The following is a 13873-nucleotide window of genomic DNA, read 5'->3' as shown; positions in this document are numbered from 1 at the left end:
TTAGAGACTAGGTACCAACACACATTCAAGTGTTCTTGGAAACAACATGACTCGTCATGATTGTTTATATTTGAGTCCGGCAAAATCGAAATGTTGTCTCGCTCATTCAAATAATGAGACAACGAGTTTACACCTTGGTTGTTTGCCATACATAAGACCTCTTGGGGTTGTATGGTTAAGTGACTAAGCGTACACGGTGGATGCCTTGGCAGTCAGAGGCGATGAAAGACGTAATAACTTGCGATAAGCCCAGATTAGGTAGTAATAACCGTTTGAGTCTGGGATTTCTGAATGGGGAAACCCACGTGCATAAGCACGTATCGTTGTGTGAATACATAGCACAACGAGGCAAACCCGGGGAACTGAAACATCTAAGTACCCGGAGGAGTAGAAATCAACCGAGATTCCGAAAGTAGCGGCGAGCGAAATTGGAGTAGCCCTTAAGCTTTTAATGATGCAGGTGAAGAGTCTGGAAAGTCTCGCGATACAGGGTGATAGCCCCGTAACCGACACATCATAATCAGTGAAATCGAGTAGGGCGGGACACGTGATATCCTGTCTGAATATGGGGGGACCATCCTCCAAGGCTAAATACTACTGACTGACCGATAGTGAACCAGTACCGTGAGGGAAAGGCGAAAAGAACCCCTGTGAGGGGAGTGAAATAGAACCTGAAACCGTGTACGTACAAGCAGTAGGAGCCCACTTGTTGGGTGACTGCGTACCTTTTGTATAATGGGTCAGCGACTTAATTTTAGTAGCAAGGTTAACCGTTTAGGGGAGCCGTAGGGAAACCGAGTCTTAACTGGGCGTACAGTTGCTAGGATTAGACCCGAAACCAGGTGATCTAGCCATGGGCAGGTTGAAGGTTGAGTAACATCAACTGGAGGACCGAACCGACTAATGTTGAAAAATTAGCGGATGACTTGTGGCTAGGGGTGAAAGGCCAATCAAACCTGGAGATAGCTGGTTCTCCCCGAAAGCTATTTAGGTAGCGCCTCGGACGAATACTACTGGGGGTAGAGCACTGTTAAGGCTAGGGGGTCATCCCGACTTACCAACCCTTTGCAAACTCCGAATACCAGTAAGTACTATCCGGGAGACACACGGCGGGTGCTAACGTCCGTCGTGGAGAGGGAAACAACCCAGACCGCCAGCTAAGGTCCCAAAGTATAGCTAAGTGGGAAACGATGTGGGAAGGCTTAGACAGCTAGGATGTTGGCTTAGAAGCAGCCATCATTTAAAGAAAGCGTAATAGCTCACTAGTCGAGTCGGCCTGCGCGGAAGATGTAACGGGGCTAAGCTATACACCGAAGCTGCGGCTGCATACTTTGTATGCGGGGTAGGGGAGCGTTCTGTAAGCGGTTGAAGGTGGTCTGTAAGGGCTGCTGGACGTATCAGAAGTGCGAATGCTGACATGAGTAACGATAAAGGGGGTGAAAAACCCCCTCGCCGGAAGACCAAGGGTTCCTGTCCAACGTTAATCGGGGCAGGGTAAGTCGACCCCTAAGGCGAGGCCGAAAGGCGTAGTCGATGGGAAACGGGTTAATATTCCCGTACTTCTTATAATTGCGATGGGGGGACGGAGAAGGCTAGGTGGGCCTGGCGACGGTTGTCCAGGTTCAAGTACGTAGGCGGAAAGTTTAGGTAAATCCGGACTTTCTTAACGCTGAGATACGATGTCGAGCCACTACGGTGGTGAAGTCATTGATGCCATGCTTCCAGGAAAAGCCTCTAAGCTTCAGATTATAAGAAATCGTACCCCAAACCGACACAGGTGGTCGGGTAGAGAATACCAAGGCGCTTGAGAGAACTCGGGTGAAGGAACTAGGCAAAATGGTACCGTAACTTCGGGAGAAGGTACGCTCTTGGCGGTGAAGTCCCTTGCGGATGGAGCTACTAGGAGTCGCAGATACCAGGTGGCTGCAACTGTTTATTAAAAACACAGCACTGTGCAAAATCGTAAGATGACGTATACGGTGTGACGCCTGCCCGGTGCCGGAAGGTTAATTGATGGGGTTAGACTTCGGTCGAAGCTCTTGATCGAAGCCCCGGTAAACGGCGGCCGTAACTATAACGGTCCTAAGGTAGCGAAATTCCTTGTCGGGTAAGTTCCGACCTGCACGAATGGCGTAATGATGGCCACGCTGTCTCCACCCGAGACTCAGTGAAATTGAAATCGCTGTGAAGATGCAGTGTACCCGCGGCTAGACGGAAAGACCCCGTGAACCTTTACTACAGCTTGGCACTGAACATTGAACCTACATGTGTAGGATAGGTGGGAGACTTTGAAACTTCGTCGCTAGATGGAGTGGAGTCAACCTTGAAATACCACCCTTGTACGTTTGATGTTCTAACGTTGGTCCCTTATCGGGATTGCGGACAGTGCCTGGTGGGTAGTTTGACTGGGGCGGTCTCCTCCCAAAGAGTAACGGAGGAGCACGAAGGTGGGCTAAACACGGTTGGACATCGTGTGGTTAGTGCAATGGCATAAGCCCGCTTGACTGCGAGAATGACAATTCGAGCAGGTGCGAAAGCAGGTCATAGTGATCCGGTGGTTCTGAATGGAAGGGCCATCGCTCAACGGATAAAAGGTACTCCGGGGATAACAGGCTGATACCGCCCAAGAGTTCATATCGACGGCGGTGTTTGGCACCTCGATGTCGGCTCATCACATCCTGGGGCTGAAGTCGGTCCCAAGGGTATGGCTGTTCGCCATTTAAAGTGGTACGCGAGCTGGGTTTAGAACGTCGTGAGACAGTTCGGTCCCTATCTGCCGTGGGCGTTGGAAGATTGAAGGGGGCTGCTCCTAGTACGAGAGGACCGGAGTGGACGAACCTCTGGTGTTCGGGTTGTCACGCCAGTGGCATTGCCCGGTAGCTAAGTTCGGAATCGATAAGCGCTGAAAGCATCTAAGCGCGAAGCGAGCCCTGAGATGAGTCTTCCCTGGCACTTTAAGTGCCCTAAAGGGTTGTTCAAGACTAGAACGTTGATAGGCAGGGTGTGTAAGTGCTGTGAGGCATTGAGCTAACCTGTACTAATTGCCCGTGAGGCTTAACCATACAACACCCAAGGGGTTTTGATGGACTCAAATAGAACATTGAATGTGTGATTGAACTTTTATAATCAGTTTTCCGAATTTAAGAATTTGCTTGGCGACCATAGCGTTGCGGACCCACCTGATCCCATGCCGAACTCAGAAGTGAAACGCAGTAGCGCCGATGGTAGTGTGGGGTTTCCCCATGTGAGAGTAGGACATCGCCAGGCTTTAATTCCGACTTGTCTCGATGAGACGAGTCAACATAGTTTTTTAAGTAATAACTTAGAATATTATGTTGACTTACAGAGTCAAAAGCGTATTATACGCATCCGCTTGAGAGGTTAAGGCCTTGAAAAGCAACGCTCTTTAACAATTTAAACCTATCAATCTGTGTGGGCACTCGTTGATGAAAATCCAATATGTTTTTACCTAGGTAAAAACAGTTTCTTCGGAAACAACTTTGGTTTCAATGAACTGAGTGACCAATTCAATTTGGTACAGCTTTGAGCTGTTTGATTTCACTTTTTAAAGTGAAAACCAAAAAGAGCACAGTCAATTCATTACTATTCTGTTGGAATGGTAATAGCTTTAGAATTACAGGTTTATCTTCGGATAAATCCTAGTTTTGAAGTCAGTATTCGTTGAGCCGAGCCCTATTTATTTAGGGAATCAAAACTTTAAATTGAAGAGTTTGATCATGGCTCAGATTGAACGCTGGCGGCAGGCCTAACACATGCAAGTCGAGCGGTAACAGAAAGAAAGCTTGCTTTCTTTGCTGACGAGCGGCGGACGGGTGAGTAATGCCTAGGAAGTTGCCCAGTAGAGGGGGATAACCATTGGAAACGATGGCTAATACCGCATAATCTCTTTGGAGCAAAGCAGGGGACCTTCGGGCCTTGTGCTATTGGATACGCCTAGGTGGGATTAGCTAGTTGGTGAGGTAATGGCTCACCAAGGCGACGATCCCTAGCTGGTCTGAGAGGATGATCAGCCACACTGGAACTGAGACACGGTCCAGACTCCTACGGGAGGCAGCAGTGGGGAATATTGCACAATGGGCGAAAGCCTGATGCAGCCATGCCGCGTGTATGAAGAAGGCCTTCGGGTTGTAAAGTACTTTCAGTCGTGAGGAAGGGGGTAAGTTTAATACGCTTATCTCTTGACGTTAGCGACAGAAGAAGCACCGGCTAACTCCGTGCCAGCAGCCGCGGTAATACGGAGGGTGCGAGCGTTAATCGGAATTACTGGGCGTAAAGCGCATGCAGGTGGTTCAATAAGTCAGATGTGAAAGCCCGGGGCTCAACCTCGGAACTGCATTTGAAACTGTTGGACTAGAGTACTGTAGAGGGGGGTAGAATTTCAGGTGTAGCGGTGAAATGCGTAGAGATCTGAAGGAATACCAGTGGCGAAGGCGGCCCCCTGGACAGATACTGACACTCAGATGCGAAAGCGTGGGGAGCAAACAGGATTAGATACCCTGGTAGTCCACGCCGTAAACGATGTCTACTTGGAGGTTGTGGCCTTGAGCCGTGGCTTTCGGAGCTAACGCGTTAAGTAGACCGCCTGGGGAGTACGGTCGCAAGATTAAAACTCAAATGAATTGACGGGGGCCCGCACAAGCGGTGGAGCATGTGGTTTAATTCGATGCAACGCGAAGAACCTTACCTACTCTTGACATCTAGAGAAGCCAGCGGAGACGCAGGTGTGCCTTCGGGAGCTCTAAGACAGGTGCTGCATGGCTGTCGTCAGCTCGTGTTGTGAAATGTTGGGTTAAGTCCCGCAACGAGCGCAACCCTTATCCTTGTTTGCCAGCACGTAATGGTGGGAACTCCAGGGAGACTGCCGGTGATAAACCGGAGGAAGGTGGGGACGACGTCAAGTCATCATGGCCCTTACGAGTAGGGCTACACACGTGCTACAATGGCGCATACAGAGGGCAGCAAGCTAGCGATAGTGAGCGAATCCCAAAAAGTGCGTCGTAGTCCGGATTGGAGTCTGCAACTCGACTCCATGAAGTCGGAATCGCTAGTAATCGTGAATCAGAATGTCACGGTGAATACGTTCCCGGGCCTTGTACACACCGCCCGTCACACCATGGGAGTGGGCTGCAAAAGAAGTGGGTAGTTTAACCTTTCGGGGAGGACGCTCACCACTTTGTGGTTCATGACTGGGGTGAAGTCGTAACAAGGTAGCCCTAGGGGAACCTGGGGCTGGATCACCTCCTTATACGATGATTTTCACGATGAGTACCCACACAGATTGATATGTTTAATACGTTAAGAGTTTAATGCTGGGTCTGTAGCTCAGCTGGTTAGAGCGCTCGCCTGATAAGCGGGAGGTCGGTGGTTCAAGTCCACTCAGACCCACCAATTCTTTTCCCAAAAAGGGTTGGCTTTAAAGCATTAAGTTTTTGGGGCTATAGCTCAGCTGGGAGAGCGCCTGCCTTGCACGCAGGAGGTCTGCGGTTCGATCCCGCATAGCTCCACCATCTTTAAGTGCATTTACTTTGAAAAAAGTTGAGTGTTTTTAAAAATGGTTTTTTTCTTTCATAAGAAATGAATCTGCTCTTTAACAATTTGGAAAGCTGACGAACAACAACTTGATTGGTTGTTGTTCAAATAAAAGTTCTCAAATCCTATTCTCTTTTAGAGACTAGGTACCAACACACATTCAAGTGTTCTTGGAAACAACATGACTTGTCATGTTCGTTTATATTTGAGTCCGGCAAAATCGCAGTTTGATGTCACTTTTTAAAGTGAGACAAACTGATGTCTCTCGCTCATTCAAATAATGAGAGACAAATTACACCTTGGTTGTTTACCATACATAAGACCTCTTGGGGTTGTATGGTTAAGTGACTAAGCGTACACGGTGGATGCCTTGGCAGTCAGAGGCGATGAAAGACGTAATAACTTGCGATAAGCCCAGATTAGGTAGTAATAACCGTTTGAGTCTGGGATTTCTGAATGGGGAAACCCACGTGCATAAGCACGTATCGTTGTGTGAATACATAGCACAACGAGGCAAACCCGGGGAACTGAAACATCTAAGTACCCGGAGGAGTAGAAATCAACCGAGATTCCGAAAGTAGCGGCGAGCGAAATTGGAGTAGCCCTTAAGCTTTTAATGATGCAGGTGAAGAGTCTGGAAAGTCTCGCGATACAGGGTGATAGCCCCGTAACCGACACATCATAATCAGTGAAATCGAGTAGGGCGGGACACGTGATATCCTGTCTGAATATGGGGGGACCATCCTCCAAGGCTAAATACTACTGACTGACCGATAGTGAACCAGTACCGTGAGGGAAAGGCGAAAAGAACCCCTGTGAGGGGAGTGAAATAGAACCTGAAACCGTGTACGTACAAGCAGTAGGAGCCCACTTGTTGGGTGACTGCGTACCTTTTGTATAATGGGTCAGCGACTTAATTTTAGTAGCAAGGTTAACCGTTTAGGGGAGCCGTAGGGAAACCGAGTCTTAACTGGGCGTACAGTTGCTAGGATTAGACCCGAAACCAGGTGATCTAGCCATGGGCAGGTTGAAGGTTGAGTAACATCAACTGGAGGACCGAACCGACTAATGTTGAAAAATTAGCGGATGACTTGTGGCTAGGGGTGAAAGGCCAATCAAACCTGGAGATAGCTGGTTCTCCCCGAAAGCTATTTAGGTAGCGCCTCGGACGAATACTACTGGGGGTAGAGCACTGTTAAGGCTAGGGGGTCATCCCGACTTACCAACCCTTTGCAAACTCCGAATACCAGTAAGTACTATCCGGGAGACACACGGCGGGTGCTAACGTCCGTCGTGGAGAGGGAAACAACCCAGACCGCCAGCTAAGGTCCCAAAGTATAGCTAAGTGGGAAACGATGTGGGAAGGCTTAGACAGCTAGGATGTTGGCTTAGAAGCAGCCATCATTTAAAGAAAGCGTAATAGCTCACTAGTCGAGTCGGCCTGCGCGGAAGATGTAACGGGGCTAAGCTATACACCGAAGCTGCGGCTGCATACTTTGTATGCGGGGTAGGGGAGCGTTCTGTAAGCGGTTGAAGGTGGTCTGTAAGGGCTGCTGGACGTATCAGAAGTGCGAATGCTGACATGAGTAACGATAAAGGGGGTGAAAAACCCCCTCGCCGGAAGACCAAGGGTTCCTGTCCAACGTTAATCGGGGCAGGGTAAGTCGACCCCTAAGGCGAGGCCGAAAGGCGTAGTCGATGGGAAACGGGTTAATATTCCCGTACTTCTTATAATTGCGATGGGGGGACGGAGAAGGCTAGGTGGGCCTGGCGACGGTTGTCCAGGTTCAAGTACGTAGGCGGAAAGTTTAGGTAAATCCGGACTTTCTTAACGCTGAGATACGATGTCGAGCCACTACGGTGGTGAAGTCATTGATGCCATGCTTCCAGGAAAAGCCTCTAAGCTTCAGATTATAAGAAATCGTACCCCAAACCGACACAGGTGGTCGGGTAGAGAATACCAAGGCGCTTGAGAGAACTCGGGTGAAGGAACTAGGCAAAATGGTACCGTAACTTCGGGAGAAGGTACGCTCTTGGCGGTGAAGTCCCTTGCGGATGGAGCTACTAGGAGTCGCAGATACCAGGTGGCTGCAACTGTTTATTAAAAACACAGCACTGTGCAAAATCGTAAGATGACGTATACGGTGTGACGCCTGCCCGGTGCCGGAAGGTTAATTGATGGGGTTAGACTTCGGTCGAAGCTCTTGATCGAAGCCCCGGTAAACGGCGGCCGTAACTATAACGGTCCTAAGGTAGCGAAATTCCTTGTCGGGTAAGTTCCGACCTGCACGAATGGCGTAATGATGGCCACGCTGTCTCCACCCGAGACTCAGTGAAATTGAAATCGCTGTGAAGATGCAGTGTACCCGCGGCTAGACGGAAAGACCCCGTGAACCTTTACTACAGCTTGGCACTGAACATTGAACCTACATGTGTAGGATAGGTGGGAGACTTTGAAACTTCGTCGCTAGATGGAGTGGAGTCAACCTTGAAATACCACCCTTGTACGTTTGATGTTCTAACGTTGGTCCCTTATCGGGATTGCGGACAGTGCCTGGTGGGTAGTTTGACTGGGGCGGTCTCCTCCCAAAGAGTAACGGAGGAGCACGAAGGTGGGCTAAACACGGTTGGACATCGTGTGGTTAGTGCAATGGCATAAGCCCGCTTGACTGCGAGAATGACAATTCGAGCAGGTGCGAAAGCAGGTCATAGTGATCCGGTGGTTCTGAATGGAAGGGCCATCGCTCAACGGATAAAAGGTACTCCGGGGATAACAGGCTGATACCGCCCAAGAGTTCATATCGACGGCGGTGTTTGGCACCTCGATGTCGGCTCATCACATCCTGGGGCTGAAGTCGGTCCCAAGGGTATGGCTGTTCGCCATTTAAAGTGGTACGCGAGCTGGGTTTAGAACGTCGTGAGACAGTTCGGTCCCTATCTGCCGTGGGCGTTGGAAGATTGAAGGGGGCTGCTCCTAGTACGAGAGGACCGGAGTGGACGAACCTCTGGTGTTCGGGTTGTCACGCCAGTGGCATTGCCCGGTAGCTAAGTTCGGAATCGATAAGCGCTGAAAGCATCTAAGCGCGAAGCGAGCCCTGAGATGAGTCTTCCCTGGCACTTTAAGTGCCCTAAAGGGTTGTTCAAGACTAGAACGTTGATAGGCAGGGTGTGTAAGTGCTGCGAGGCATTGAGCTAACCTGTACTAATTGCCCGTGAGGCTTAACCATACAACACCCAAGGGGTTTTGTGGGCTCAAATAGAACATTGAATGTGTGATTGAACTTTTATAATCAGTTTTCCGAATTAAGAATTTGCTTGGCGACCATAGCGTTGCGGACCCACCTGATCCCATGCCGAACTCAGAAGTGAAACGCAGTAGCGCCGATGGTAGTGTGGGGCTTCCCCATGTGAGAGTAGGACATCGCCAGGCTTTAATTTCGTTTCTAGACAGCGTTTAGAAACAGATGGACACTTGCTTAGCAAGTTGCCACTGCGGAGTGGTAGTTCAGTTGGTTAGAATACCGGCCTGTCACGCCGGGGGTCGCGGGTTCGAGTCCCGTCCACTCCGCCATTATATTGAGAAAGCCCAAGTCGAAAGACTTGGGCTTTTTTACGTTTGAATCATACTAACCAGAAAATCAACTGATCAGACATATATCAACTTTTTTGTAACCTGTTCCAGGCCCGCTCTCTGGGCTCATGAAACGCCCCTCAAGTGTGACTGACCTTGGAAACAATACCGTTATAATTATAAGGTTTTGCCTCTCTGGATAGTATTACCACAACCAACGTCAAACTTGTTCTATAGGCTCGAGTTCAAGTGAGTACTGTGGACCTTTGATGGCATGCGCTCGCATTACCGTCGCCATTTCAGCTAGAAGCATCAATTTCAACTCACGTATGATTGCCTTTCTCGCTCGCTCTAGATATCTGATCAAAGAGATTTATAGTACTGGACCAAGGGGTGTTTTACAGATGGTTTTTCAAAGCCTACAACCAGGTATTTTGGGTAAAAGAATGCCGACATATCAGTCGGCATACGGTTACAAATAAATTCTTTGTCGCTACGAATTATTCACTAGCATCAATGCTTTCTTTGATACCTCATGGGCGGCTTTAGACATATCTTGTTTCTCCAATGCATCAGCAAGATAAGCGTAGTCTGAAATATTAGATCGTAGGGATAATGCAGCTTCTAAATGCGTTTGAGCTTCTCGCCAGTTCGCTTCTCTGAGATAGAACTGAGCTAAGGCACTATGTGCGCTAGCATTGCTGGAATCTTTTTTAAGGGTTCCCAATAGTAATTGAATTGGAGGATGCGAGTCTGACAAGTTGATGTCGGGTAGCAACGCATAAAGATCGGGTGTAGGTTGTTTCTTTAACGCTTCTTTCAATATGGTATAAGCTTGATTATCGGCTTTTCGGACAATAAGTTGCTTAATAAGACAACCGATAAGATGAGTATCTGCTTTGGATTTCTTAGGTAACTTATCCCAATGATAAATTAACCCTTCACTGCCTTTTTGTGCGGCGATATCACTGAGCAATCCGCATTGTGCTTTCTGTTCAATCTGCTTTTGTTCTTCAGTATCAAGCAGTTTGTTTTTAGACAGCTTTGGGAGAAGTTCAAGCAGCGGTTGCCATAGCTTAAGTTCTAAGTAGACGGTCTTAAGCAGATTGAGGATGATGGTATTGTTTGGATAATCCGCTTTAAGGTTTGAAAGTGTATTAAAGGCCAGTTCGTATTCTGATTCTCTTACTTGCTGCTTGGCTTTCGTCAGTTCAACCGCCAAATGGGCGTTTTCTTGTTCACTGGCTAGAGCCAAGTAATGATCGCGCTTTGTTTTATCTCCTAGCCCTTGTGCGGCTTCCGACGCGACCAAATAGCAGAGTAACGGCATATCATGATGATTGGCCCATCGAGTCACCTTCTTCTCAGCACTTTTCCAATCACCTTCTAGTAATTTAATGATGCCTTCGTTGGTCAAGCGCCTTGAGCGTTTTAGCTTTCTCACACTGAACCAGTTCCAGGTTGTTGAGCTTGCTCTTAGTGCTTTTTTAATCAAAAATTCTAAAAAGAACAGCGCCGCTAGAGTTACGATGACGAAAATAACCAGTGTAGTAACGCTCATCTCAATGGTTTTATCCGCAATAGATATCAGTACGTAACCTTGTTGTCCTGAATACTGAGTTCCAATAAACAGGCCTATGCCTAAGGTTACGAATAGGAAAATCGAACGAAACATTATTTATCCTCCGTAACGAGAGGGGCGACTTCACGTCGTAAACGCTCTGTAATGACATCGGACAGAATATTTTGTGTGGCTAGCTTCCCTGGATAATCTACCTGAATGTTTTGCTTTGATAAATGCTCGAGGGCTGCGTTGAACTCTTTAACCGTGTTATCGTTGGCGTTGAAAAAAGCACTCGACCATTGATGAGCGGTGATTAATGCGGTGTTATAGACCTCTTCTTGTTCTGCGTAGGTGGCCTTAATCGCAGTTTCCAACTTAGCTTTTATATTTTCTCTTAAATAAAAATCTTGCTGTGGTGATAGCAAAGGAATGATGTTGCCATCTCTAGTTCTGAACGTTATGAAATTCTCAGAAAAATCTTTAAGTGACGTCATTAGATTGTCTTGCCACTCGTAGATATCTTTTGAGACAACGGGTGCCTTTTGAACTTCCGCTTCAGGAAGAATGGCATTGGCAAGAGGTAATGTGTCCGCTTGTTTTTGTAATGAGGTTAGGCGAAGAACAAGACCATCACGATCCACTATCGGTATCGACTTTAGGTGGGTAATGTCAGTGGCTATCGCCTTTCGTAGCGGAACTAAACTTGGATCATTCAGAGAGGCGATACTTTGATCGGCACTTTCCATTAGATGAGTTGCACTGACGGCGTCTTTCTCTAGAAACAATTTGCGCCCTGCCAGTTTGACCAAGTAATCGGCTTCCGCTAGCAACCAATCATTTGGTCGACGACCTTTCATGTCGGCAAGAGCCATTTGTAAACTCTCAATGCTTTTTTGCTGCTGATTCAATAAGACTTCAGCTTTATTCGTTATTTGAGAAGCTTGATTGATAGTTTCTTTTTGGGCTGCTGCCACTTGTTGTGAGAACTCTGATTTCGATTGTGCTAATTGGTTCTTTAATGCGTCAATTTGAGCGAGATTGGATTCGTTCTGCTGTTGAATCTTAAAGGAAAGCACTCCACCAATTAGCAGGGATAATATGATGGCAGCTATGCTTAGCTTACGGGCGTTTTTCACTGGTGGCTGATCCGTTGGTTTCGCTTTTTGACTGGTTTGAGTGCGCTTGATTGCGTCTGACTTACTATCACTCTTTTCAACGCTCTTCTCGGAACTTGATGCCCCTTGATGTGTTTGAGGCTCTGGCGGTTTTTCTGAAGCTTCAATAGCCTGTTTTGTATTCTTCAGACTGGTATCACTAGTGTCTGATTTTGTTTGTTTTTCAGGTTCAATATGCTCATTATTTTTTTTGCTTGTCATTGCTTATAGTCCTGTTTTTTAAGCTGTAGAGCAGCCACTAAATCGCGGTTTGAAGCACTACCGGTATTCGTGACTGAGTTAAACCCTAATCGTTGTGCGTCGCTTGCTATTCGTTCACTTGGTACCAGCAGCTGAAGTTGGTACAACCAACCGCGATAGGCTGGATCTATTTGAGAAGCGAAGAAATTCAATTGCCCAGAGCTTGTAATCACTAAGGTATCAATAGATTGTTTCTGCCAATTAGAAACACAAGTATCGGATTGAAAATCAATGTAATTCCGCTGATAGACCTCTCGGTATTCCACTTGGGCTAAACGTGTTTTTAATGTGTCGTAAATGAGCTCACGTCCACCGTCACCGCGCAGAATAACAATACGTTTGCTCTGAATAGATTGGAGAGGCGGTAGCGCCAATAAATGTTCACTATCACCAACCTTCGGGTAGTGTACTTTTTGTTGGGCGAGTTTGCTTAAAATCTGTGCTGTTTTTTGACCGACAGCAATATAGGTCGGATGAGTGGGCCAAGATTTTGAGTTGTTGAGTAAAGCTTGATGAGTTATGTCTACCGCGTGCTGACTGACAGCGATGACAATATCAAAGCTATCTAGGTGCTTTATTTGGTCAAAAATCTGTGGGACAGGGATGATAGTAATCAGTGGATGGTGGAGCGCTGAAATCCCCACCTCCGATAGCTGCTGGCATAGCTGAAGCCCTTGAGGTTCAGGGCGAGTGACCAATACCGCCATAAATTATTCGTGCTCAGCGTACAGTTTTGAAAGGATTTCTTTTGCGCCATTATCGAGCAATTGATGGGCTAATTGAACACCTAACTGCTCTGCTTGTGCTCTTGGGCCTCGGATCTCTCCACGTACCATTTTTGAACCATCAGGTTCGCCAACAAGGGCACGCAACCAAATATTGTCGCCTTCAAGCAGTGAATAGCTACCAATTGGGACCTGACAGCCACCTTCAAGCGTTAGATTCATTGCGCGCTCACATAGAACTCGATCTGCCGTGTCTACGTGATTAAGAGGCTCCAACAGTTTAATCAGTCGCTCATCATCCAAGCGACATTCAATTCCAACCGCACCTTGCCCTACCGCAGGTAACGATTGCTCTGGTTCAATGAAACTGCGAATACGCTCTTCAAGATTCAAGCGTTTTAATCCTGCTGCTGCAAGAACGATGGCATCGTAATCACCGGCATCTAATTTCCCCAATCGCGTTCCAACATTTCCGCGCAGTTCTTTGATCACAAGATCAGGTCGAGCTTCAAGTAGTTGGCATTGACGGCGTAGACTGCAGGTACCGACAACCGCACCTTGTGGGAGTTCTTCAATACTCGCGTAGTGATGGGAGACAAACGCATCTCTTGGATCTTCACGTTCACAAATAGTGACAAGACCCAGGCCGTCCGGAAAATCAACAGGCACATCTTTCATTGAGTGTACCGCGAGGTCAGCACGCCCTTCTAGCATCGCGACTTCAAGTTCTTTCACAAATAACCCTTTGCCCCCCACTTTGGCCAATGGTGTATCAAGGATAATATCGCCTTTGGTCACCATGGTAACGAGCTCGACTTCAAGGCCGGGATGAGCACACTGAAGAGCGTCTTTAACGAAATAGGCTTGCCAAAGTGCAAGAGGGCTTTTTCGAGTGGCGATACGAATCGGGGTGTTATGGGTCATAGGTGTCTTCGTCGATTGATATTTTTCTTAATCCTACCACTCCCATTCTGAAAGTATTACTACTAGATCACTTGGTTATAAAATTGGGGATGAGATGGTACAATTAGCTGAAAATTATGTGAGA

Annotated in this window: 4 protein-coding genes, 3 tRNA genes and 5 rRNA genes; 8 read left to right on the top strand and 4 right to left on the bottom strand. The window is 47.5% G+C overall.

All coding sequences use genetic code 11. From position 1 onward, the window contains the following. Nucleotides 1-173: 173 nt before the first annotated feature. The 8 genes from QF117_RS20655 (at nt 174) to QF117_RS20620 (ending at nt 9121) form a co-directional block, all read left to right on the top strand. A 23S ribosomal RNA gene (locus tag QF117_RS20655) occupies nt 174-3062 on the top strand. 89 nt (nt 3063-3151) lie between these two features. Beyond that, a 5S ribosomal RNA gene (gene rrf / locus QF117_RS20650) occupies nt 3152-3267 on the top strand. A gap of 452 nt (nt 3268-3719) precedes the next feature. Further along, nucleotides 3720-5266: ribosomal RNA gene (locus QF117_RS20645) — 16S ribosomal RNA — on the top strand. A gap of 66 nt (nt 5267-5332) precedes the next feature. Next, nucleotides 5333-5409 (top strand) — tRNA-Ile (locus QF117_RS20640). A 43-nt stretch (nt 5410-5452) separates the two neighbouring features. After that, a tRNA-Ala gene (locus QF117_RS20635) sits at nt 5453-5528 on the top strand. Between the two features lie 360 nt (nt 5529-5888). Next, nucleotides 5889-8777, top strand: a 23S ribosomal RNA gene (locus tag QF117_RS20630). Between the two features lie 87 nt (nt 8778-8864). Beyond that, a 5S ribosomal RNA gene (gene rrf / locus QF117_RS20625) occupies nt 8865-8980 on the top strand. The 16S, 23S and 5S rRNA genes sit together here with 3 tRNA genes alongside, the layout of an rRNA operon. Nucleotides 8981-9044: 64 nt before the next feature. Then, nucleotides 9045-9121 (top strand) — tRNA-Asp (locus tag QF117_RS20620). A gap of 493 nt (nt 9122-9614) precedes the next feature. Here the strand turns inward: QF117_RS20620 and QF117_RS20615 are convergent. The 4 genes from QF117_RS20615 to hemC are packed head-to-tail and all read right to left on the bottom strand — an operon-like array spanning nt 9615 to nt 13749. Continuing rightward, the gene (locus QF117_RS20615) at nt 9615-10796 is read right to left on the bottom strand and encodes a heme biosynthesis HemY N-terminal domain-containing protein (protein WP_282387977.1); all 1182 of its coding nucleotides are present in this window, start codon (nt 10794-10796) and stop codon (nt 9615-9617) included. Beyond that, complete coding sequence (locus QF117_RS20610) at nt 10796-12061, bottom strand: uroporphyrinogen-III C-methyltransferase (protein WP_282387975.1); 1266 nt, start codon at nt 12059-12061, stop codon at nt 10796-10798. Before QF117_RS20610 ends, QF117_RS20615 begins: the two co-directional genes overlap by 1 nt. Further along, nucleotides 12058-12807: a uroporphyrinogen-III synthase gene (locus QF117_RS20605; RefSeq protein ID WP_282387973.1), complete on the bottom strand. Its 750-nt coding sequence runs from the start codon at nt 12805-12807 to the stop codon at nt 12058-12060. The genes QF117_RS20610 and QF117_RS20605 overlap by 4 nt, the downstream gene beginning before the upstream one ends. 3 nt (nt 12808-12810) lie before the next feature. Beyond that, entirely contained in the window at nt 12811-13749 is a 939-nt protein-coding gene (gene hemC / locus QF117_RS20600; protein ID WP_282387972.1) for a hydroxymethylbilane synthase, read from the bottom strand. Nucleotides 13750-13873: the final 124 nt, after the last annotated feature.

This window comes from Vibrio sp. YMD68, assembly GCF_029958905.1.
GTDB lineage: Bacteria > Pseudomonadota > Gammaproteobacteria > Enterobacterales > Vibrionaceae > Vibrio.
This window is presented reverse-complemented; position numbering and strand designations above follow the sequence as displayed.

Excerpts from the sequence above, each read along its gene's own strand:
- QF117_RS20615 (WP_282387977.1), bottom strand. The coding sequence starts at position 10,796 with ATGTTTCGTTCGATTTTCCTATTCGTAACCTTAGGCATAGGCCTGTTT.
- QF117_RS20610 (WP_282387975.1), bottom strand. The coding sequence starts at position 12,061 with ATGACAAGCAAAAAAAATAATGAGCATATTGAACCTGAAAAACAAACA.
- QF117_RS20605 (WP_282387973.1), bottom strand. The coding sequence starts at position 12,807 with ATGGCGGTATTGGTCACTCGCCCTGAACCTCAAGGGCTTCAGCTATGC.
- hemC (WP_282387972.1), bottom strand. The coding sequence starts at position 13,749 with ATGACCCATAACACCCCGATTCGTATCGCCACTCGAAAAAGCCCTCTT.